General features: G+C 41.2%; 23 protein-coding genes. 21 read left to right on the top strand and 2 right to left on the bottom strand.

What is annotated here, in order from left to right; all coding sequences use genetic code 11:
- Positions 1–25 precede the first annotated feature (25 nt).
- Together CSV70_RS04260 and CSV70_RS04255 are read left to right on the top strand one after the other, a co-directional pair.
- Complete coding sequence (locus tag CSV70_RS04260; protein WP_099628130.1) at positions 26–610, top strand: xanthine phosphoribosyltransferase; 585 nt, start codon at positions 26–28, stop codon at positions 608–610.
- Positions 610–1,965: a nucleobase:cation symporter-2 family protein gene (locus tag CSV70_RS04255; protein WP_085133344.1), complete on the top strand. Its 1,356-nt coding sequence runs from the start codon at positions 610–612 to the stop codon at positions 1,963–1,965. Before CSV70_RS04260 ends, CSV70_RS04255 begins: the two co-directional genes overlap by 1 nt.
- A gap of 45 nt (positions 1,966–2,010) precedes the next feature.
- Here the strand turns inward: CSV70_RS04255 and CSV70_RS04250 are convergent, their stop codons facing one another.
- The gene (locus tag CSV70_RS04250; RefSeq protein ID WP_099628131.1) at positions 2,011–2,910 is read right to left on the bottom strand and encodes an aldo/keto reductase; all 900 of its coding nucleotides are present in this window, start codon (positions 2,908–2,910) and stop codon (positions 2,011–2,013) included.
- Positions 2,911–2,982: 72 nt separating this feature from the next.
- Between CSV70_RS04250 and CSV70_RS04245 the strand changes: the two genes are divergently transcribed.
- From CSV70_RS04245 to CSV70_RS04190, 12 genes are all read left to right on the top strand, one after another.
- Positions 2,983–3,516, top strand: coding sequence for an NUDIX hydrolase (locus CSV70_RS04245; protein WP_085133346.1), 534 nt, complete (start codon positions 2,983–2,985; stop codon positions 3,514–3,516).
- 64 nt (positions 3,517–3,580) lie between these two features.
- On the top strand, positions 3,581–4,093 hold the full coding sequence (locus tag CSV70_RS04240) for a hypothetical protein (protein WP_085133347.1): 513 nt from the start codon (positions 3,581–3,583) through the stop codon (positions 4,091–4,093).
- A 96-nt stretch (positions 4,094–4,189) separates the two neighbouring features.
- Complete coding sequence (gene fur, locus CSV70_RS04235) at positions 4,190–4,666, top strand: ferric iron uptake transcriptional regulator (RefSeq protein ID WP_085133348.1); 477 nt, start codon at positions 4,190–4,192, stop codon at positions 4,664–4,666.
- A 44-nt stretch (positions 4,667–4,710) separates the two neighbouring features.
- On the top strand, positions 4,711–5,601 hold the full coding sequence (gene xerD / locus CSV70_RS04230; protein WP_085133349.1) for a site-specific tyrosine recombinase XerD: 891 nt from the start codon (positions 4,711–4,713) through the stop codon (positions 5,599–5,601).
- Positions 5,602–5,625: 24 nt separating this feature from the next.
- Positions 5,626–6,819, top strand: coding sequence for a phosphopentomutase (gene deoB / locus CSV70_RS04225; protein ID WP_099626413.1), 1,194 nt, complete (start codon positions 5,626–5,628; stop codon positions 6,817–6,819).
- A 7-nt stretch (positions 6,820–6,826) separates the two neighbouring features.
- Complete coding sequence (locus tag CSV70_RS04220) at positions 6,827–8,122, top strand: pyrimidine-nucleoside phosphorylase (RefSeq protein ID WP_099628197.1); 1,296 nt, start codon at positions 6,827–6,829, stop codon at positions 8,120–8,122.
- A 383-nt stretch (positions 8,123–8,505) separates the two neighbouring features.
- Positions 8,506–8,859: an STAS domain-containing protein gene (locus CSV70_RS04215; protein ID WP_232319169.1), complete on the top strand. Its 354-nt coding sequence runs from the start codon at positions 8,506–8,508 to the stop codon at positions 8,857–8,859.
- The gene (spoIIAB, locus tag CSV70_RS04210) at positions 8,849–9,295 is read left to right on the top strand and encodes an anti-sigma F factor (RefSeq protein ID WP_099626414.1); all 447 of its coding nucleotides are present in this window, start codon (positions 8,849–8,851) and stop codon (positions 9,293–9,295) included. Before CSV70_RS04215 ends, spoIIAB begins: the two co-directional genes overlap by 11 nt.
- 3 nt (positions 9,296–9,298) lie before the next feature.
- A complete protein-coding gene (locus tag CSV70_RS04205) occupies positions 9,299–10,087 on the top strand; it encodes a SigF/SigG family RNA polymerase sporulation sigma factor (protein ID WP_085133353.1) in 789 nt (262 codons plus the stop codon).
- 1 nt (position 10,088) lies between these two features.
- Complete coding sequence (locus CSV70_RS04200; protein WP_085133354.1) at positions 10,089–11,546, top strand: spore germination protein; 1,458 nt, start codon at positions 10,089–10,091, stop codon at positions 11,544–11,546.
- An 86-nt stretch (positions 11,547–11,632) separates the two neighbouring features.
- A complete protein-coding gene (lysA, locus tag CSV70_RS04195; RefSeq protein ID WP_099626415.1) occupies positions 11,633–12,958 on the top strand; it encodes a diaminopimelate decarboxylase in 1,326 nt (441 codons plus the stop codon).
- Between the two features lie 180 nt (positions 12,959–13,138).
- Entirely contained in the window at positions 13,139–13,513 is a 375-nt protein-coding gene (locus CSV70_RS04190; protein ID WP_085133356.1) for a GNAT family N-acetyltransferase, read from the top strand.
- Here CSV70_RS04190 and CSV70_RS04185 read toward each other — a convergent pair.
- Entirely contained in the window at positions 13,510–14,019 is a 510-nt protein-coding gene (locus CSV70_RS04185; protein ID WP_085133357.1) for a DUF309 domain-containing protein, read from the bottom strand. The genes CSV70_RS04190 and CSV70_RS04185 overlap by 4 nt on opposite strands.
- Positions 14,020–14,056: 37 nt before the next feature.
- Here CSV70_RS04185 and CSV70_RS04180 point away from each other — a divergent pair, with 37 nt between their 5' ends.
- From CSV70_RS04180 to ccsB, 7 genes are all read left to right on the top strand, one after another.
- Positions 14,057–14,788: a segregation/condensation protein A gene (locus CSV70_RS04180; RefSeq protein WP_099628132.1), complete on the top strand. Its 732-nt coding sequence runs from the start codon at positions 14,057–14,059 to the stop codon at positions 14,786–14,788.
- Positions 14,789–14,801: 13 nt separating this feature from the next.
- A complete protein-coding gene (gene scpB, locus CSV70_RS04175; protein ID WP_085133359.1) occupies positions 14,802–15,413 on the top strand; it encodes an SMC-Scp complex subunit ScpB in 612 nt (203 codons plus the stop codon).
- Entirely contained in the window at positions 15,410–16,414 is a 1,005-nt protein-coding gene (locus CSV70_RS04170) for a D-alanyl-D-alanine carboxypeptidase family protein (RefSeq protein WP_085133360.1), read from the top strand. The genes scpB and CSV70_RS04170 overlap by 4 nt, the downstream gene beginning before the upstream one ends.
- 107 nt (positions 16,415–16,521) lie before the next feature.
- Positions 16,522–17,253 (top strand): pseudouridine synthase, encoded by a 732-nt coding sequence (locus tag CSV70_RS04165; protein WP_085133361.1) that lies wholly within the window; start codon positions 16,522–16,524, stop codon positions 17,251–17,253.
- A 104-nt stretch (positions 17,254–17,357) separates the two neighbouring features.
- Positions 17,358–17,894 (top strand): thiol-disulfide oxidoreductase ResA, encoded by a 537-nt coding sequence (resA, locus tag CSV70_RS04160; RefSeq protein ID WP_085133362.1) that lies wholly within the window; start codon positions 17,358–17,360, stop codon positions 17,892–17,894.
- A 15-nt stretch (positions 17,895–17,909) separates the two neighbouring features.
- Positions 17,910–19,568 (top strand): cytochrome c biogenesis protein ResB, encoded by a 1,659-nt coding sequence (gene resB / locus CSV70_RS04155; RefSeq protein WP_099626417.1) that lies wholly within the window; start codon positions 17,910–17,912, stop codon positions 19,566–19,568.
- Entirely contained in the window at positions 19,559–20,743 is a 1,185-nt protein-coding gene (ccsB, locus tag CSV70_RS04150) for a c-type cytochrome biogenesis protein CcsB (RefSeq protein WP_085133364.1), read from the top strand. The genes resB and ccsB overlap by 10 nt, the downstream gene beginning before the upstream one ends.
- The last annotated feature ends 102 nt before the right edge of the window (positions 20,744–20,845 follow it).

Below are 20,845 nucleotides of genomic sequence, written 5' to 3'. Positions count from 1 at the left end.
GGAAAAATGAAGGGAGCACAACAGCGTGGAGTTGCTAAAAAATAAGATTCGACAAGAAGGTAAAGTATTATCGGAAGAGGTACTGAAAGTGGATTCGTTCTTGAATCATCAAATTGATCCATTACTGATGCAAGAAATCGGGAGAGAGTTTGTTAGACGATTCAGCGATCAAAATATCACGAAAATCATCACGATTGAATCTTCAGGTATTGCTCCAGCTACAATGGCGGGAATGATATTGGGCGTTCCGGTAGTGTTTGCCAGAAAGCGTAAATCACTTACATTGACGGATCATTTATACTCCGCGAAAGTATATTCTTTCACTAAGAAAGAATCGAATGATATTTCGGTTTCTAAAGATTTTATTTCAAATGAAGATACGGTATTGCTCATCGATGATTTCCTTGCCAATGGACAAGCTGCACTTGGACTCATAGATATCGCAAAACAAGCAGGTTCCACTATCGCAGGTGTTGGCATTGTCATTGAAAAGTGCTTCCAGCCAGGCGGGGATTTGATTCGTAAAGAAGGCGTACGTTTAGAGTCGCTAGCTGAGCTTCAGTCACTGAATAACGGTGAAGTTCAATTTGTTGGGGAGGAAAATAACTGATGAAAACAACACTGCTAGGTTTTCAGCATTTACTTGCTATGTATGCTGGCGCAGTTTTGGTACCACTCATTGTGGGGAATGCTATTGGGTTAACTCCTACACAACTGACATATCTTGTTTCAATTGATATTTTAATGTGTGGTATCGCTACGTTGTTGCAAATTTCACGTAATAAATATTTTGGCGTTGGTCTACCCGTTGTTCTTGGGTGTACATTCACAGCCGTAGGTCCCATGATTTTAATAGGCAATGACTATGGAATTTCCGCTATTTACGGAGCGGTTATTGCTTCAGGCGTAATCATTTTCTTCATTAGTCGCTTCTTTGGAAGTCTCGTGAAATTCTTCCCTCCAATCGTTACCGGTTCAGTCGTAACAATTATTGGAATTACATTGATTCCTGTTGCGATCAATAATATGGGCGGTGGACAAGGTGCTGAAGATTTTGGATCGATGACAAATGTTTTACTCTCATTTGGCACGTTATTATTCATTGTCTTACTGTTCCGATTCACTTCAGGTTTTATGCAGTCTATCGCTATTTTGTTAGGTTTAGTTGGTGGTACGATTGCAGCGATATTCCTTGGTATCGTAGATTTCTCCAATGTACAAGATGCTTCTTATGTCCATATGGTGATGCCGTTTTATTTAGCCACTCCTACATTCCATCTACTGCCGATCGCCATTATGACGTTGGTGGCAATGGTGTCACTCGTAGAATCTACTGGAGTATACTTTGCGCTTGGTGATATTTGTGAAGAAGAAATCGACAAAAAAATGTTGGAAAAAGGCTATCGTGCAGAAGGATTGGCTTCCGTTATTGGCGGTATTTTCAATGCATTTCCTTACACGACATTTTCACAAAACGTGGGTTTAATGCAATTATCTGGTGTGAAGTCACGTCGTGTGATATTCGTGACCGCAATTATGTTGATTTCTTTAGGGTTCTTGCCGAAAATAGCGGCTCTTGCAACCATTATCCCACCGGCAGTCCTTGGAGGGGCTATGGTTGCGATGTTCGGAATGGTGGTTTCGCAAGGAATTAAAATGTTGAGTCCTGTTATTTCCAAAACTCAAGATAACGCAATGATTGTAGCGTGTTCCATCGGCATTGGTCTTGGTGTTTCAGTTGTACCGGATCTATTTAAGGAATTACCTGAAAGTGTACAGATCCTAACGAGTAATGGGATTGTACTCGGAAGTATCACGGCAATCTTCTTGAATATCATTTTCAATATGCTTCCTTCAAAAAAGAAGCAAGCTGTCCAACAAGCACATCAAGCGGAAGCTATGCCACTTAGCGTTAAAGAAGGACCATCTTCTGTCTTAGTTAGTGCAACAGCTAATCATAAATAAGAAAAAGAGCAACCTGCAAAAAATGCGGTTGCTCTTTTTCTTATATTACACGCGATGTTGTTCATATTGATGTGGCTCTATTTTGTTTGTTAAAATCGTCAGCAATTGTGAATCTATTGGCGAGTCATAAGCTTTTAATGACTCTCGAAGTTGCTCTTGTGTTCTGGAACCAATCAAAGCCGATGCTACAGCGGGCTCTTTAAGTACAAAGGCAATGGCATATGCTTGTAAGTCATTCGTTTCATTAGAAAGTGTCTGAACTGTCTGCTGTAATTCAAACTGTGAATAAGATACAAAGCCATTCAAATTCTTCGCACGCTCCACGCCTTCATTCGTAAGTAAACCCTTTGCCAACGTCCCTCTAGCGACAACAGATGCACCTTTTTCAGCAATCAAAGAAAAGTATTCTTCAGGACGGCGATCCAGCAAGTTGTACTGCATCATGACGGAAACTGCCTGGCTAGTACTCAGAAAACGTTCGATTACAGTGGGGCGGATACTTGAGATACCATATTCACGTATGATGCCTTCTTTTTTTAATGTGTCAAATGCTTCAATTGTTTCTTCCACATCATCTTCCATCGTACCACCGTGAAGTTGGTACAAGTCGATATGTTCGAGTTGTAAACGTCGTAAACTTTTTTTTACAGCGTCCATAATATGGGCTTTTGAAGAATCCCATATCCAGGAATCTTCTCCCTGCCACTTGTTACCGGCTTTCGTCGCGATGATCAAATCTTGACGTTTTTCTTTCAATACTTTTCCTATAAGTTCTTCGTTTGTTCCTTTATCGTAAAGATCTGCTGTATCGAAGTAGTTGATACCATGATCTACTGCTTCATCAAGTACGGAACGAGCCGATTCAAGTTCAGTCGGTAATGACATGCAACCTAGTCCAATTTCGGAAACAAGTAAACTACTAGAACCTATTATACGCTTCTTCATGTGCCTCACTCCTTTCGTTTCATGGTACAATGAAAGCGGGCTATAAAACCAATGGAAAGGGTTGAGTGCTGGATGAAGTTTGAAGAAAGAACCCTCTCAACAGAACAGATCTTTACAGGTAAAATCATTTCGGTACAAGTAGACGAAGTAGAATTGCCTGATGGAAAACTAGCAAAAAGAGAATTAGTAAAACATCCAGGAGCCGTGGCGATTATCGCCTTGACTGAAGATAAAAAAATCGTGTTAGTTGAACAGTACAGAAAGCCTTTGGAACGAACGATGCTAGAAATACCTGCAGGCAAGATTGAACCGGGCGAAGAACCTAAGCTAACGGCGATTCGTGAACTGGAAGAAGAGACAGCGTACCGTGCACATTCATTCGAATATTTGCAGACATTCTCGACTTCTCCAGGCTTCGCGGATGAAATCATTCACTTATACATAGCAAAAGATCTTGAGAAAGTGGAACAACCTGCTATAGGAGATGAAGATGAATTCATTGAAGTGCTGGAAGTAACTGTTGAAGAGGCAGAGGAGTTAATTGCGAATGAACGGATTTATGATGCGAAGACAGTTGCGGCTGTCTGGTATGTAAAAAACCTATAAAGGATTGAGCTATTTCTGGACGGACAAGCATATGTTATAGAAACGATGCGGAGGTGTCCTATTTATGGCTCGATCATTGTCTTTTGTCTATTTATTCGTTATACTCGCAATCAGTTATATAGGAGGGGCTTTATTATTCAGGGAGTGGCCTGTCACGTCGCTAGAGCAGATCATCGGTTTATATGATCAACGCGTAGTGAAGGGATCTGAAGCGGCTTTGTGGTCACCTGTTGTGGTGACGTTGAGCTTTATTCTATTAGCCATCATTCTGTCTAAATATAAAAGGGTCCGTTTTATCACTATGTTTCTCGGAGCGATTAAATGTGCTTTTTTTGGTTTGTCATCCACCTATTTATTGTCGACAGGCTTAAAGTTGGTATCCTATACGATTTGGTGGTTCCCATTTCAATTGATCAGCTGTTTGTTGTTCCTGATTTTATGTTCAGTGTTGAACCCGCCATTTTTTGCTCCACCGGCTAGTAAGAAAAATCGTCCATTAACTGCAGTGCCACCATTGATTGCTCTATTGTTGATCACGCAGATACTGGAACTAGCGATCTTTCATTTTATAAAGTAATATCCACTACACACTATAATGAACTGAACCTTTCCTTTCTATTGTCATCTGGAACGACAGTTTGGTATAATGGAAACAATTTGAGGGGGGCGTCGTATGGAAAGCCGAATAGAACGAATTAAGAAGCAATTGCACGGGGCCAGCTACAAGTTGACGCCTCAGCGTGAAGCGACTGTAGCAGTTCTTCTGGAAAATGAAGAAGACCATTTAAGTGCAGAAGATGTATTTTTGCTAGTAAAAGAAAAGGCTCCAGATATCGGTCTGGCGACTGTATATCGTACATTAGAATTATTAACTGAACTAAAAGTTGTCGATAAAATTAATTTTGGCGATGGGGTAGCGCGTTATGATTTACGAGAAGAAGGCGCTGCGCGGTTCCACCATCATTTAATTTGTCTAGAATGTGGAACGGTTGATGAAATTCAGGAAGACTTACTCGGTGAAGTAGAAAAAGTCGTAGAAGGTCGGTATGGTTTTACAGTCAAAGATCATTGGCTGACGTTCCATGGAATTTGTAAACGTTGTAAAGCGAAAGACGAAGAGAAAGAACAGGAAGACAATGGGATAGCCTAAGCGCTGTCCTTTTTTACTTTTTACATAAGAAAGGAGGAAAGTCTATGAAAGATGCACAGTTTGCATTGGAGGATTATGTGCACTTTTTAACAGTTGAAAGACAATTGGCTCAAAATACGGTGAAGTCGTATCAACGCGATCTGACAGCCTATATACGTTACATCGCAAGTTTAAATTTAGAAACAGTTAATTCTATTGAACGCACGATGGTTCTGCAATACTTGCAGAAGTTGAAAGATAGTGGTAAATCCAGTCGTACCCTCTCCCGACATATTTCCTCCATTCGTTCGTTCCATCAATTTTTAGTAAGAGAACAAATCACGACACATGATTGCACGATTCATATCGAATTGCCTAAAATTGAACAAAAGCTGCCGGATGTCCTCTCTATACCTGAAATAGAACGATTGATCCATGCCGTTGATGGCCATACTTCACAAGGTATGCGCGATATTGCATTGCTTGAATTGTTATATGGGACTGGAATGAGGGTAAGTGAATTGATAGCGATTGATTTGGCCGATCTTCATTTGACCATGGGGTTTGTGCGGGTATTTGGAAAAGGCAGTAAGGAACGAATCGTGCCACTTGGACGTTCAGCAATCGATGCCTGTACTTTGTATTTAAATGAAGGGCGTCCTAAGTTCATCAGCGATACTGAAGCGTTGTTCCTCAACATGCATGGCAGACGGCTGACAAGACAAGGATGTTGGAAGATCTTGAAAGAGGCAGGAGTGAAGGCGGGAATTCAGAAAGTCATTTCACCGCATTTATTGCGCCACTCATTCGCCACACATTTGATTGAAAATGGAGCTGACTTACGCGCAGTTCAGGAAATGCTCGGACATGCCGATATTTCCACGACGCAACTCTACACGCATGTCAGCAAAAAACGCTTGAAAGATGTCTACAGTCAATATCATCCTAGAGCGTAAACTACTATTACTGGAGGTTTTCATATGGAGAAATTTCGTTATAATCGTATTCATTTAATCGTACTTGACTCAGTAGGGATTGGCGAAGCACCTGATGCTGAAGCTTTTGGCGATGTTGGGTCTAATACGCTTGGACATATCGGTGAAGAAATGGATGGACTGAAACTACCGAATTTGGAACGTCTCGGTCTTGCGAATATTGCACCAATTAAAGGTCTCGCACCACAAAAAGAAGCACAAGGATATTACACAAAGATGCAAGAAGCATCTGTCGGTAAAGATACGATGACAGGGCATTGGGAAATCATGGGCTTGCGTATCGATGATGCATTTAAAGTGTATCCGAATGGTTTTCCCAAAGAACTTATAGATGAATTGGAATTAAAAACGGGTAGAAAAGTCATCGGAAATAAACCGGCAAGCGGTACGGAAATTATCGATGAACTAGGTGAAGAGCATATGAACACAGGAGCCCTCATCGTTTACACGTCTGGCGACCCTGTCCTGCAAATTGCAGCACATGAAGAAATTATTCCAATTGAAGAGCAATATCGAATTTGTGAAATCGCAAGAGAACTTACATTGCAACCTGAATTCTTAGTCGGTCGTGTGATTGCGCGTCCATTTGTTGGGGAACCGGGTACATTCACACGGACTACAAACCGTCATGATTATGCATTGAAGCCATTTGGTAAAACGGTAATGAATGAATTGCAAGATAAAGGCTATGACGTTATCGCCATCGGTAAAATTGCGGATATTTACAATGGTGAAGGGGTGACTGAAGCAGTTCGTACAACAGGGAACATGGATGGTGTAGATCAGCTTGTCTCGGTGATGAAAAAAGAATTTGAAGGCCTTAGTTTCGTTAATCTAGTAGACTTCGATGCATTATATGGTCATCGTCGCGATCCGATTGGTTACGGTAATGCACTTGAAGAATTTGATGCACGTTTGCCTGAAATTATGGATGCAATGCAACCGGACGATTTACTGATCATCACAGCGGACCATGGAAATGATCCAGTTCATGAGGGTACGGATCATACAAGAGAATATGTACCGTTACTCGTCTACTCTCCTTCCAACAAAGGAGCGGGGCAATTGCCCATTCGTAAAACATTCTCTGATGTCGGGGCGACGATTGCCGAGAATTTCCAAGTAGATAAGCCTGAACATGGTGAAAGTTTCTTGTCTGCATTAGTTAAGGAGGATTAATTTTATGCTGCGAATGGTGGATATCATTGAAAACAAGCGAGACGGAAAGGAACTAAACAAAGAACAGATCGAGTTTTTTGTGACGGGTTATACGGATGGCTCAATCCCAGATTATCAGGCGAGTGCTTTCTTAATGGCCATTTACTTTAAGGGTATGACTACAGAAGAACAAGGCTACTTAACGATGGCCATGGCGGAGTCTGGCGATCAAATCGATTTATCTGCAATTGAAGGAGTGAAGGTAGACAAACACTCAACAGGCGGAGTAGGTGATACTACGACACTTATTTTAGCGCCACTTGTAGCAGCATGCGGTGTACCAGTTGCTAAAATGAGTGGCCGGGGACTAGGCCATACAGGGGGCACACTTGATAAGCTAGAAGCAATTGAAGGCTTCCACGTAGAGATTTCTACCGAACGATTTATTCAACAGGTCAATGATTTGAAAATCGCTGTAATCGGCCAAAGTGGCAATTTGACACCAGCTGATAAAAAACTATATGCGTTAAGGGATGTCACAGCGACCGTCAACAGCATTCCACTGATTGCAAGCTCAATTATGAGTAAAAAGTTGGCGGCGGGCGCAGATGCTATCGTACTAGACGTCAAGACAGGCGCAGGAGCTTTCATGAAAACATTGGAAGACTCAAAGCAATTGGCAGATGCCATGACGGCGATCGGCAATGAAGTTGGAAGAAACACAAGTGCTATTATTTCGGATATGAACCAACCCCTAGGACTTGCGATAGGTAATGCTCTGGAAGTAAAAGAAGCGATTGAAACACTGCGAGGAAAAGGTCCAGCCGATCTAACGGAGCTGTGTTTAGTTCTTGGTAGCAAGATGTTGCTGGCAGCGAACAAAGCAGAAACTGAAGAAGACGCACGCAAACAACTACAGAATGTCGTAGAAAACGGTGACGCACTGCGTTTGTTCGGTGAGTTAATCAAAGCACAAGGCGGCAACGAAAAAGTCATTGAGAATACAAATCTATTGCCGCAAGCACAGTATCAAATTGAAGTTCCCGCTATTGAAAGCGGCTATGTATCCAAAATCGATGCCGATGAAATAGGTGTTGCCGCTATGCATCTTGGTGCGGGTCGTGCAACAAAAGAAGACGTCATTGATCTCGCGGTCGGGATTGTGCTGCGCAAGAAAATAGGGGACTTTGTAAAAAAGGGAGAGGCACTCGCTATTCTCCATGCAAACACAGAACAAGTGGATGATTCGATCCAACTGCTGCAAACTCATATGCATATTTCAAAGGAAAAAACAGCAGCACCACCGCTTATACATTCCTTGTAATGAATAAAAGCCATGTACCTGAAGCATGCCAAGAAATTGGCTCCCTTCAGAGCACATGGCTTTTTTGTCGTTCATGTGTAAAAACAAATGCAACTGTACATACTCTTGTGTAGCTCGGGTAAGGAGCGAGGGAGTGACTAGCTATGAATCCGATGCTAGGCTAACGCGTATCTTCGGGAGAGTTCTTCAGAGAAGTTCAGCCCGACTGCTGTCGGCCGCCTGGAAGATGTCGCGTGGAACGTCGATTAAAGATATCTTTCCGGCCCGTTTAATTTCTGTCACAACTTAAGAAGTTTTAGGGACAGCTGACTAGTTTTGTCAAAACTAAAGGATAGTCGTTCTAAATGTGCGACAATGCCTTCATGAAGGAGGCGTATCTACACATGGCAACTATTACACAACTGGAAAATGGCATTGTCTTAATCACGCTAGCAGGAGAACTCGATAACCACGAAGCCAATCAAATTAGAGAAGAAGTATCTACTGCTATATTCACGGGAAAGACGCGTGCAATCATCTGGGACCTCTACCAACTAGGCTTCATGGACAGCGCAGGAATCGGACTTATTCTTGGAAGAATGCGTGATCTAGTACCCGTAAACGGAGAAACACTCATATTGAATCCATCTCCGACAATGCAGAAATTATTCCAATTTGCAGGTCTTGGAGATGTCGTCAGAATATGTACAGTCGAAGAAGCAATCGACGAAATCGGAGGGGTTGTACATGAAAAATGAAATGACCTTGTCGTTTCTAGCGATAGAACAAAATGAAGCACTTGCCAGAATGGCACTCACCTGTTTTATCGCACCATTGGATCCGACACTGGAAGAACTTTCGGAATTTAAAACAATTGTTTCGGAAGCTGTTACGAATGCGATTATCCACGGTTACGAATGCGATGGTAAAAGTATGGTGAAGATCCATGCAGCGATTGACGACCGCACAGTAAAAATGACGGTAACAGATGAGGGAATGGGTATCTTCGACATTGAGCAAGCAATGGAGCCGATGTTTACGACCAAACCACAAATGGAGCGCTCCGGTATGGGCTTTACGATCATGGAAAGTTTCTCGGACGGTATCCGTGTAGATTCTACCCTTGGAAATGGGACAATCGTGACATTTGAGAAGAATTTTTCTCCAGTCACAGAAGTAAGTAGAATGAGGTGACATATGGAAGCATCTGTTGAGAAGCAACACGCTCTATTGTCACAAGAAAAAATGCGAGAACTCATCAAAGAATCACAAGCGGGTGACAAAGAAGCTAGACGAATGATGGTAGAAGGCAATACAAGACTTGTGTGGTCCATCGTTCAACGCTTCGCTTCGCGTGGTGCGGATTTAGAAGATTTATTTCAAATAGGCTGCATTGGCTTGATGAAATCAATAGATAAGTTCGATCTATCCTATGAGGTGAAGTTTTCAACGTATGCTGTACCGATGATCGTCGGAGAAATACAACGTTATTTACGTGACGATGGAATGGTGAAAGTAGGACGCACCATTCGTGAGTTAAGTTATAAAATTCGTCACGCAACCGATGATTTCTTTAAGAAAAACGGACGTTCACCTTCTATTTCGGAAATGGCGGAAATATTAGAAGTGAAACAAGAAGATATTATTCTAGCTTCAGATGCGCTTCGTGATCCCGCCTCGCTACATGAACAATTGTATGAGAGTGATGGGGATAGCTTAACGTTAATGGATCAACTTCGAGACGATAGATCAGAGAGGGTATTCGATCATATTCCGTTACGAGATGTCATTACACGGTTGAATAAACGTGATCAGACAATCATTTATATGCGCTATTATTTAGATTACACACAAAGTGATATTGCGAAACGAATCGGAATATCACAAGTTCAAGTATCACGGTTGGAAAAGAAAATACTAGCTCAAATGAAAACATGGATGGGCGCAGATGCCGAAGATGCGCTCGAGAAGGCGAGGAGACCGTAATTTGACCGATACACTATTTACGTCCATACGAGAAGGGGAAAGGTGGTTCATCAACCAGTTTGGCGAAGACGAAACATTTGATGCGACTAAACGGTTGATCCACCTATGGGATAAAGAAATACTTCTTCTGTATATGAACGGTTTAGTGGATGGAGAGGTCTTAACAACCTTATTGACGGAAATGCAATATCGTAATGATTTATATACAAGTGAACCTATTGAAAACATTGACCGCGCATTGATGGATTATTTTCCGTATCATTCGCTGGAAATCGTAAAGGATGAAGATCAACTTGCAAAAGTGATTTTAAGTGGGTTAGCTGTATTCATTATGAAAGATGGTTTCACATTCGCGCTTGATGTACGATCATACCCCGGTAGAAATCCTGAAGAGCCTGATACTGAAAAAGTTATACGAGGTTCAAGGGATGGTTTTACGGAAAATATCTTGACGAACACTGCATTAATTCGAAGGCGTTTACGCACAACGGAACTACGATTTGAAATGCACGAGACATCAGTAAAAGGTAAAACGGACATAGCCATTGCCTTTATGAAAGGTGCTGCTAATGAAGAGCATTTGAATTTTGTGCGAGAGCGACTGGATGCATTGAAAACAGATGGCTTGACGATGACCGATAAATCACTCGAGGAATTTCTGTTTAAACAAGGATTTCATCCGATGCCGTTTGTTCGGTATACGGAACGCGCCGATATTTGTGCCGCGCATTTACTCGAGGGCCATATTGCGATCATCGTCGATACATCTCCTTCCGTCATTTTAGTGCCTGTTACGCTTGTGCATCACTTACAACATGCAGAAGAATATAGACAAGCACCTTTGATTGGGACTTTCATCCGGATGGTACGCTTCATAGGGACTTTTTTTAGTTTAGTGATGTTGCCGTTTTGGTATTTGATGTCAGTCGAAAAACAATTCGTTCCGGAAGCAATTAAGTATATTGGTCCGAATGATTGGGGAGAAGTTCCGTTATTTGTCCAATTGTTAATAGCTGACGTCGGTATAGAAGTGTTGCGGATGGCTGCAATCCATACTCCTACACCACTGTCGACCGCGATGGGACTCGTTGCTGCTATTGTCATTGGGCAAGTGGCGATTGACGTAGGCTTGTTCTCTTCAGAAGTTGTACTATATGTGGCGGTTAGTGCCATTTTGACATTTGCCATTCCGTCATTTGAATTAAGTATTACGACAAAAGTGTTCAGGGTTTTCTTATTAGTTGCCACTGCGTTACTAGGGGCCCCAGGCTTTTTCATAGCACTTGCTTTAATTTACTATTATTTGTGTTCGTTAAAGCCGATGAATGTGCCATATTTGTGGCCGTTCACACCATTCTTCCCGAAAGCTTTGTTGCGAGTATTGATTCGTTTCCCTATGACAATCGACGATCCACGGCCGTTTATCACTGAATCGCCGAACCGTGATAGGATGTCATAGGACTAGTTAGATATTCTGCATGTCGTTGCTACTTTCCGCCTTCTTGTGATAAAGTTATCTGAGAGAATTCGGGAGGGGTATGGGACATGCATCTTTATGGAACACAGGCAGTGAATGGAAACGGTCATCTGACAATCGGTGGAGTGGACGTTTCAGAATTGGCTAAACAATACGGAACACCAGTCATGGTCTATGATACAGAGCTATTCAAAGAGCGTGCGCAGGCATTTAAAGAAACGTTTGAAAAAAAAGATATTAAAGCACAAGTTGCTTATGCGAGTAAAGCCTTTTCTTCAATCGCAATGTATCAGTTGGCAGAACAACAAGGGTTGTCTCTAGATGTGGTTTCAGGTGGGGAATTATATACGGCTGTAGCAGCAGGATTCCCGCGCGAGCGTATTCATTTCCATGGCAATAATAAAAGCAGGGAAGAAATAGTATACGCATTTGAAGAAAACATCGGATGCATCGTGGTCGACAATTTCTTGGAGATCGATATCATCAAAGAAATTGCGGATGAGCGAAAGCAATCGATGAATGTCTTAATCCGAGTAACACCGGGTATTGAAGCACATACACATGATTATATTACGACAGGCCAAGAAGATTCAAAATTTGGTTTTGATTTAAAAAATGGCCAAACGAATCAAGCGTTTCTTGCTTTGCATGATCATGGATATATTCATTTCCTCGGCATGCATTGTCATATAGGCTCACAGATTTTTGAAACCGATGCATTCAAATACGCAGCAGAAGTGCTGATGGAAAGAATGGTTGAATGGCGAAAGAATTATCAATTTATCTGCCCTGTCTTAAATTTAGGCGGAGGATTTGGTATACGCTATACGGAAGAAGATACGCCACTTGAGCCAGCTGTCTATGTAGAGGAAATGGCAGATGTAGTGAAAAAGATGGCAGAGGAATATGAGTATCCGATTCCTGAAATTTGGATTGAACCCGGCCGCTCGCTCGTAGGAGATGCAGGAACGACTATTTATTCTGCTGGCAGTACGAAAGTTGTGCCGGGTGTCCGTACATACGTAGCAGTAGATGGCGGTATGTCAGATAATATTCGCCCGGCTTTATATGATGCCCACTATTCTAGTGCACTTGCTAACCGGATGAACGAACCACATGACCAGCAATGGACAGTCGCAGGGAAGTGCTGTGAGTCAGGCGATAAATTAATTGAAAAAGCCAATTTGCCCAAAGTGAAAACCGGTGATTTACTAGCTGTCTTTTGTACAGGAGCTTACACGTACTCCATGGCTAGCAATTATAACCGACTGCCTCGACCTGCCGTTGTGTTTGCGGAAAAAGGGCAATATCAGTTGGTAGTAAGGCGCGAAACTTACGAAGACATCATTAAATTGGACCTTCCGTTGCAATCAGATCGGGAGGAGAGTTTCTGATGAAAAAGAAAAATATTATTCTTTTCATATCGATTGTTGCGATGGCCATAATTTGGGGAGTTATCTATTGGTATTTTGTTGTTCCTGTGATTGATCCGCGCTTCAAATGATGCGCGAGTTGAAGTAAATGGGGTAATGATGTAAACTGTACAAAGGATTTCTGAAAAGAAGGGGTTACTATTGAATCTAATTCGTTTTAAGAAGGCACAAGAGAAAATTGCTATGGGCTTTTTATCTTATATCCCTAGTGAGAAGATGTTATGCAAATTGCAAGAGACTGTTCAGCAATATCTATGTGATGAACAGTGGCAGCTATTTCTTTACAAAGAAGCAGAAGATTACATCGGATTAATAGGGGTAGAAGTCAACGACAATGACAAGATGTACACTGTTCAGCATATTTCAGTCAATCCATCTTTTCGTGGAGAAGGAATTGCATTTAAGATGGTGAAGGAATTGCAGGAGATCTATCCAGGATATGGCTGTAAAAGTACTGACTTTACAGAGCCATTTATACAAAGTTGTTTAAGAAAAGAAGAAGGCGCAGATCTTTAACGGCTGCCCTTCTTCTTTTCTTCACGTTGTAAAAGAATATCTGACCTGTCTCGTTGCATATGCTTATGAATAACAGACGCGCTGTTTTTAGGTAGTAATACAATCAAAGGCTTGGATTTCTCTGCTTCAACTTCTAACTCTGAAGAGATTGGAAGCTGAAATGTATAGAAATCTTCACCTAATTCAATGCGTGTAAGACAATGCTCTAGCTGCATGATGATTTCATCAATAGACACCTCTTCAAGATAGTCATCAAATTGTACAGGCATCTCACGGAAGCGTGTGATGGCCTTATTTAAAGTACGTGAAGCACCTGCTGTATTTCCTCTGCGCCAATGATATAATCCAGTAGCCATAAGAATATAGCCTGTTAGCGGATGGTCTTTTGAAAAGTTCTCTTGTTCTTTCCAATATTCCTCCAGTACTTCGTGGCATTCGAAATAGTCTTGATTGTCATTGAAATAAACAATAAACTGTAGAAAAAGTGGATGGTAGTAAGGGTGCATCCAAATCATTCCTTTCTGGTTAGGTAGGTTGGTAAAAATGAGTTATAGTGTAAAACTCGAAGTCTTCGAAGGACCACTTGATCTGTTATTGCATTTGATCAATCGGCTCGAAATTGATATTTATGACATCCCCATGGCGGAGCTAACACAGCAGTACATAGAACATTTGCATGCCATGCGTGTTCTTCGTTTGGATGAATTAAGTGAATACCTTGTACTGGCAGCGACGTTGCTTGAAGTGAAAAGCAAAATGCTGTTACCGGTCAATGAAGAAGAAGCGTTCATCGAAGAATTCGGTTATGAGGAAGATCCGCGTGAAGAATTGATAGCCCGTTTAATGGAATACCGGAAGTTTAAAGAAGCAGCCAACTCACTTCGTGAGTCAGCAGCCTATCGTGATGAGCATTTCACCAAAGAGCCTGAAGACTTAACGGATTATGGTGAACCGATTGTAACTGAGACGGAAGATCAATTGAATGTTTTTGACTTGATTGGTGCATTTCAAAAAATGCTGCACAGAAAGAAGCTAAAGCTGCCTCTAACAGCGAGTATAACAAAGTCCGAGCAATCTGTCGGTGATAAGATGTCTTCGATCATGAGTAAGTTGGAACTATATGGTGGAGAATGTGATTTCCATGCACTGTTTGAAACGACGACTGTACCTGAGCTCGTATTAACATTTTTATCATTGCTCGAACTGATGAAATTACAAGAAGTCAAAGTACGACAGAGTAATAATTTTGAAGAATTACGAATCTCGTTGACGTGAAGGGATGATAAGAATGGATATCGAAACCCGTTTGGTCGGGATGACGGAAAGTTTTTTATTTGTTGCAGGTGAAGAAGGATTAACTCTTGGACAGTTAGCCGCATTGTTACAGTGCGAAGAACAAAAAGCAGAACAAGTACTGAATTCGTTACAAGAGGCATATGAAGAAGACGACACACGTGGCATCACGCTAAAAAGTTATGGCGGGAGTTTCCGCTTAATGACGAAGAGTGAATGGGCAGATGATATTAAAAGGATGTTAGAAGATCCAAAACCGTCTACGTTTACACAAGCAGCGCTCGAGGTGCTTGCCATCATTGCATATAAACAACCTGTAACGCGCGTAGAAATTGATGATTTGCGTGGTGTCAAATCTGAGCGTGCATTGTCTTCATTGGCAGGTAAAGGCTTCGTAGAGGAAGTGGGGCGCATGGATGGACCGGGTCGACCTATTTTATATGGTACGACAACTTTCTTCCTAGATCGTTTTGGACTGGCATCGCTCGATGATATGCCGCCACTGTCACTTGACGAAGAACAAGAAGCATCGGAGGAAACGGATTTATTCATGACAAAATTCCAAGAAGCATTTTCCATTACAGAAGAAGGAGGACATGATGCTTGAGAAAGATTTCGGTCATCGTTCTACTGATAGTCGGATTATTGATGAATCCTGCAAGTAGTCAGGCAGCAGGTTCGTCTTTTGCAGTGATAGATGGAGAGAATGGTAGGTTGTTGATGGGATCAAATGAACATGAACCACTACCCATCGCAAGTTTGACTAAAATGTGGACGGCTTATACCTTTTTGGAGTTAAAGCCCAGTGAGCAAGAAACGGTCATCTCCTCACAAGCCGCTATGGCAGAAGGGTCATCCATTTATCTCGAAACGGGTCAAGTGATGAAGACGAAAGATTTATTATATGGCTTAATGCTTCGATCAGGTAATGACGCAGCGCAGGCGCTCGCTGAACATGCAGGTGGCTCACTTGAAGGGTTCGTCTATCTGATGAATGAAGTGGCGCAAAGTCACGGCTTGGAACAGACGCATTTTATGAATCCATCGGGTTTACACGGCGAACATCATCTATCTTCTGCGTATGACACAGCTAAAATGTTGTATTTTGCCATGAAGAATCCAGAATTCCGTAAAATAGCATCTACAAAAAACTATCCTTTCGAAACGGAACATGGTAAAAATAGTTGGCAAAACAAACATCGCCTAGTGTTATCTGAACCTACTGCTGTTGCAGGTAAAACAGGTTTCACAAAAGCTGCTGGCCGAACACTGGCTACCTATTTTGAAAAGGATGGAAAGTCTGTCATAGTCGTTACGTTAAATAATGGAGATGATTGGCAAGTCCATAAACAGTTATCACAACAAGTTTTTTCTGAATATCAATCGTATACAGCAGTGAAAAAAGGGAAGTATCAAGTATTTCCTCATATGATCGCGAAGTTGGATCAATCTGTTAAATTACTCGTAACGAAAGAAGAGAAAAAAATGTTGTCCAATGTGTTACAGATTCCACAAGCAGATGAACAACAAAAAAAGGGCTATTGGTCTATTTATTTAGGTACAGACCCCATTAAGACAGTAGCAGTAGATATCGAGACCGAAAAGTGAATAGAAAACATACTATTTCGAAGATTGCCCAACATAGGTCAGTCTTCTTTTCATTTGTCCCAAAGTGTGACATAATTTTTTCAGTATGTAACATCAAGGAGGAACCCATGGAAAGATTACAAAAGGTATTGGCACAAGCCGGCGTAGCATCAAGAAGAAAGTCAGAAAAACTAATATTGGACGGTTTAGTTAAAGTGAATGGTAAAGTCATAACGGAACTTGGCACAAAAGTTAGCAGAATGGACACAATTGAAGTGGAAGGCGTTCAATTGACAAAAGAAACACCTGTCTATTATCTGCTTTATAAGCCACGCGGTTATATCTCAACAGTAGATGATGAAAAAGGTCGTAAAACCGTAATGGATTTAGTACCCGAAATCAGCCAGAGAATATTCCCAGTTGGTAGACTGGACTACGATACATCAGGCGTATTGCTGATGACGAACGACGGAGATTTCTCGTATTTGATGACGCATCCAAAATTTGAAATTAAAAAGAAATATGTGGCTAAAGTAAAAGGCATCCCTTCCCGCGATGATCTCAAGAAATTGGAGACAGGAATTGAACTAGATGACGGTAGTACTGCCCCTGCACGGGTGAAAATGACAAGCTCGGATAAAAAAACGAATTCTGCAATTGTCGAGATCACAATCCATGAAGGACGTAACCGTCAAGTGCGAAGAATGTTTGATGCAATTAATTGTCCAGTACAAAAACTGAAGCGTGAAGAGTTTGCTAACTTAACGACACGCGGATTGAATGCCGGAGAAGCGCGTGAATTAACGAGACATGAATTGAAACAACTACGCGTGTTAGCAGAAACAGGAAAGATCGGCTGAGGAAGTGTCAAAAGTTCACAAACCTATCACTAGTGCCGAGTCAACTGATTTTATGTTTTGGTATAATAGCAGTTGGAGCATAAATAAGACAGGAGGTTACATGATTGGCCAAAAAGAAAAACAAAAAGACTATTAGGCTAATTAGCAGAGCAGCCCTTCTAGTAATATTAGCAGCAATTATTATCTACGCGATTACTTCAAATGATAAAGTGAAAGTCTTGGCTGAAGGAGATATGGCGCCTGATTTCGAGCTTGTAGATTTAGAAGGAAATGAACATCGGTTATCAGATTACAAAGGACAAGGCGTATTCTTGAATTTCTGGGGCACGTGGTGTCCACCTTGTAAAAAGGAGATGCCTCACATGGAGGATCTCTATAAAGACTTTGAAGCGAAAGGTGTTCATATCCTTACTGTTAACGTAGGAGAACCAAAAGTGAAAATAGAACTTTTTAGAGATGACATGAACCTATCATTCCCGATGTTATGGGATAAAAACAAAACCGTTATGGATTTGTATAATATTAAACCATTACCTACAACTTTCCTCATCAATCCAGAAGGAAAGATTACGAAAGTCATTAAACAGGGAATGACAGAGCAACAAATTTACGAGTATTTAGAAAGCATTCAACCAAAGTAAGGAGATTGTTACTCAATGAGCAAAATCAAATGCCAATGTGGGCATGAAAATCCTTATGGTACAGAGCTTTGTGAGAAGTGTGGTCGTCCCTTATCTGAAAAAGCAAAGAAAAGTGATATTGTAGATATGCGCTACGAAGGATCTTCTAGAAGATCCCAAACCTATAAGAGTTCCATTGTCGATAAAATTTGGAACTTCTTCTCCAGTGTTAAGATTGGTGTCAGTATTATTGCGGCGGTATTAATCGCGTCAGCAATCGGAACCATATTTCCACAGAAGTTCTATGTACCTGCCACTACGCCGGAAGGCTATTTGGAATACTATGAGCGTCTGTATGGTACGGTAGGAAAGCTTTATTATGAGCTAGGCTTATATGATATGTATAATAGCTGGTGGTTTAAAGTGCTGGTCGGTATGCTTGCAACTTCTATTATTATTGCAAGTATTGACCGTGTAGTTCCGCTTTATAAATCACTTAAAAAGCAACGTACACGTCGTCATCCATCCTTTATGAAGCGTCAGCGGATTTTTGGAGAAGGTGATGTTCAACATACAGAAGAGTCACTTGTAAAAGCAGCAGAAAAACTAAAAGCAATGCGCTACAATGTGAAAACGGAAAATGGCGCAATTTTAGCTGAAAAACATCGATTTTCACGTTGGGGACCATATATTAACCACGTCGGATTAATTATTTTCATTTCGGGCATTCTGCTGAGAGGGATTCCTGGTTTTTATGTTGACGAAGCGATGTGGCTTCGTGAAGGAGAAACACGTAATATCGTCGGAGCACCAGGTTATGTACTTGAAAATAAAAAGTTCACTTTAGAGAATTATACAAAAGAAGAAGCAGAAAAAGTTTTCGGTGAGGCGTTGGAGAAAAATGGCGCGATCGCCAAATCCTATACAACAGACGTTACATTGTATAAGCAAGAAGAAGGAGCACTACCTGGTAGTGAAAGTCTTAAAAAAGTGGAGGATTACTCCATCAATGTTAACAAGCCATTAAAGTTTGATGGATATAATGTATTCCAGATGGATTATAAACTAAACGAGCTTAAAAACATGACATTCCATTTGGTAAATAAATCTTCTGAAGAATCTCTTGGAGAATTTACGGTGAATTTAAGTGACCCAGAGAAGGAATATGATCTGGGGAATGGCTCTACTGTCAATATGCTCGGTTTTTATCCGGATTATGATGGGATTAAAGACGGGGAACCCTATTCAAAGTCACCTGTTCCAAATAATCCAGCGTTCATTTTTCAAATGAATACACCTGATAAGCCAAAAGGTGAAAAGAGTTTCGTTGCAATTCGTCAAACGTTGGAAGTGGAAGAGAATGACTATGCGATTAAGTTCGCAGCTGCCGAGACTCGAAACATTTCAGGTTTAACGATCCGCAAAGATAAAACTTTATATATCCTCTTACTCGGTGGCCTAGTATTTATGATTGGTGTTATTCAAGGTATGTACTGGCAACATCGTAGAGTATGGATCCAAGAAGATACAGAAGGTCATCTATTGATTGCAGCACACACGAATAAAAACTGGTTCTCTTTACGTAAAGAGCTGGATACATTACGTGAAACTGCAGACTTGCCTGCTTATATAGATCGTCAGGATCCTGAGTTGGACAAGCCAGAACAGGAAGGGGACGAGGAAATATGGACTTAATTACCATTAGTAGTAACTTATTGTTAGTTTCATTTGTTGCTTATTTAGTAGCGACACTCTTTTTTGGAGGCGCTATAAAAAAGTCGAAATCAGAAAAAGCATATCATAATAGTAAGTGGGGAACAATTGGTCTAGTTATTACGATCATCGGTTTCCTTACTCACCTAGGCTATTTCTTTACAAGATGGGGTGCATCAGGTCACGCACCCCTTAGTAATATGTTCGAGTTTACAACTGCTTTCGGCATGATGCTCGTAGGGGCATTCATCATGTTGTATATTATTTACCGAACACCATCACTGGGATTATTCGCGTTGCCCATTGCGATTATTATTATTTCATACGCAACGATGTTTCCAACGGACGTTACTCCACTAATTCCTGCACTTCAAAGTAAATGGTTATTCATTCACGTAATCACGACGGTTATTGGTGAATCCATACTTGCGATCAGTGCGATAGCGGGGCTTGTATTCTTAGTAAAGAATATTGATATGACGAAAAAATCGAAATCACGCTTTTGGATAGAAACAGTTATGTATACGCTAGTTCTAGTTCTTGGTTTTGTCGTATCTTCTACGACATTTAAAGTAATGGACTATGAAGCAGAATTCACATATATAAATAAAGATGAAGTACCTGCTGAAATTACGTATCACGTTCCTCCGTTATTCGGAATGAATGAGTATGAAGCGATGACACCAGATAAAATGACACCTTGGGTTGAATTGCCACCGATTATCAATGCCCAAAAAATGTCTTCTCTTGTTTGGTCTATAGCTGTAGGTTCAGTGCTTTATCTACTTTTACGCTTGATCGCACGCAAACCTCTTGCCGCAGTATTCCAACCGTTGGCGAAGAAGGCGAATTCTCAACTGATGGATGAAATCGGCTATCGTGCTGTATTGATTGGTTTCCCGGTCTTTACGCTCGGCGCGTTGATTTTCGCCATGATTTGGGCACATGAAGCCTGGTCACGATTCTGGGGTTGGGATCCGAAAGAAGTGTGGGCACTCATTACATGGTTGTTCTATGCTGCATTCCTTCACTTGCGTCTATCAAGAGGTTGGGAAGGTAAAAAGTCTGCATGGCTTGCTGTCATCGGATTTGTTATCATCATGTTCAATTTAATTGCCGTAAATTTAATTATTGCAGGTTTACACTCATACGCATAATCTTCGACTGCATGACAATAATTGTCATGCAGTCTTTTTATTTCTTTTTATAGGTCAGTAATTGTACAATGGTGTTAGAAGGTTGTCGAAAGGGGTAATGAA

This window comes from Sporosarcina sp. P25 (assembly GCF_002743235.1).
Classification (GTDB): Bacteria; Bacillota; Bacilli; order Bacillales_A; family Planococcaceae; genus Sporosarcina; species Sporosarcina ureae_B.
Note: the sequence above shows the minus strand (reverse complement) of the source record. Positions and strands in the feature narration are given on the sequence as shown.

Coding starts and splice junctions, on each gene's coding strand:
- ccsB (WP_085133364.1), top strand. CDS start 19,559: ATGGACTTAATTACCATTAGTAGTAACTTATTGTTAGTTTCATTTGTT.
- CSV70_RS04185 (WP_085133357.1), bottom strand. CDS start 14,019: ATGCACCCTTACTACCATCCACTTTTTCTACAGTTTATTGTTTATTTC.
- spoIIAB (WP_099626414.1), top strand. CDS start 8,849: ATGAAAAATGAAATGACCTTGTCGTTTCTAGCGATAGAACAAAATGAA.
- fur (WP_085133348.1), top strand. CDS start 4,190: ATGGAAAGCCGAATAGAACGAATTAAGAAGCAATTGCACGGGGCCAGC.
- deoB (WP_099626413.1), top strand. CDS start 5,626: ATGGAGAAATTTCGTTATAATCGTATTCATTTAATCGTACTTGACTCA.
- CSV70_RS04215 (WP_232319169.1), top strand. CDS start 8,506: ATGGCAACTATTACACAACTGGAAAATGGCATTGTCTTAATCACGCTA.
- CSV70_RS04180 (WP_099628132.1), top strand. CDS start 14,057: ATGAGTTATAGTGTAAAACTCGAAGTCTTCGAAGGACCACTTGATCTG.
- CSV70_RS04245 (WP_085133346.1), top strand. CDS start 2,983: ATGAAGTTTGAAGAAAGAACCCTCTCAACAGAACAGATCTTTACAGGT.
- lysA (WP_099626415.1), top strand. CDS start 11,633: ATGCATCTTTATGGAACACAGGCAGTGAATGGAAACGGTCATCTGACA.
- resB (WP_099626417.1), top strand. CDS start 17,910: ATGAGCAAAATCAAATGCCAATGTGGGCATGAAAATCCTTATGGTACA.
- CSV70_RS04165 (WP_085133361.1), top strand. CDS start 16,522: ATGGAAAGATTACAAAAGGTATTGGCACAAGCCGGCGTAGCATCAAGA.
- scpB (WP_085133359.1), top strand. CDS start 14,802: ATGGATATCGAAACCCGTTTGGTCGGGATGACGGAAAGTTTTTTATTT.
- CSV70_RS04240 (WP_085133347.1), top strand. CDS start 3,581: ATGGCTCGATCATTGTCTTTTGTCTATTTATTCGTTATACTCGCAATC.
- CSV70_RS04255 (WP_085133344.1), top strand. CDS start 610: ATGAAAACAACACTGCTAGGTTTTCAGCATTTACTTGCTATGTATGCT.
- CSV70_RS04250 (WP_099628131.1), bottom strand. CDS start 2,910: ATGAAGAAGCGTATAATAGGTTCTAGTAGTTTACTTGTTTCCGAAATT.
- CSV70_RS04205 (WP_085133353.1), top strand. CDS start 9,299: ATGGAAGCATCTGTTGAGAAGCAACACGCTCTATTGTCACAAGAAAAA.
- xerD (WP_085133349.1), top strand. CDS start 4,711: ATGAAAGATGCACAGTTTGCATTGGAGGATTATGTGCACTTTTTAACA.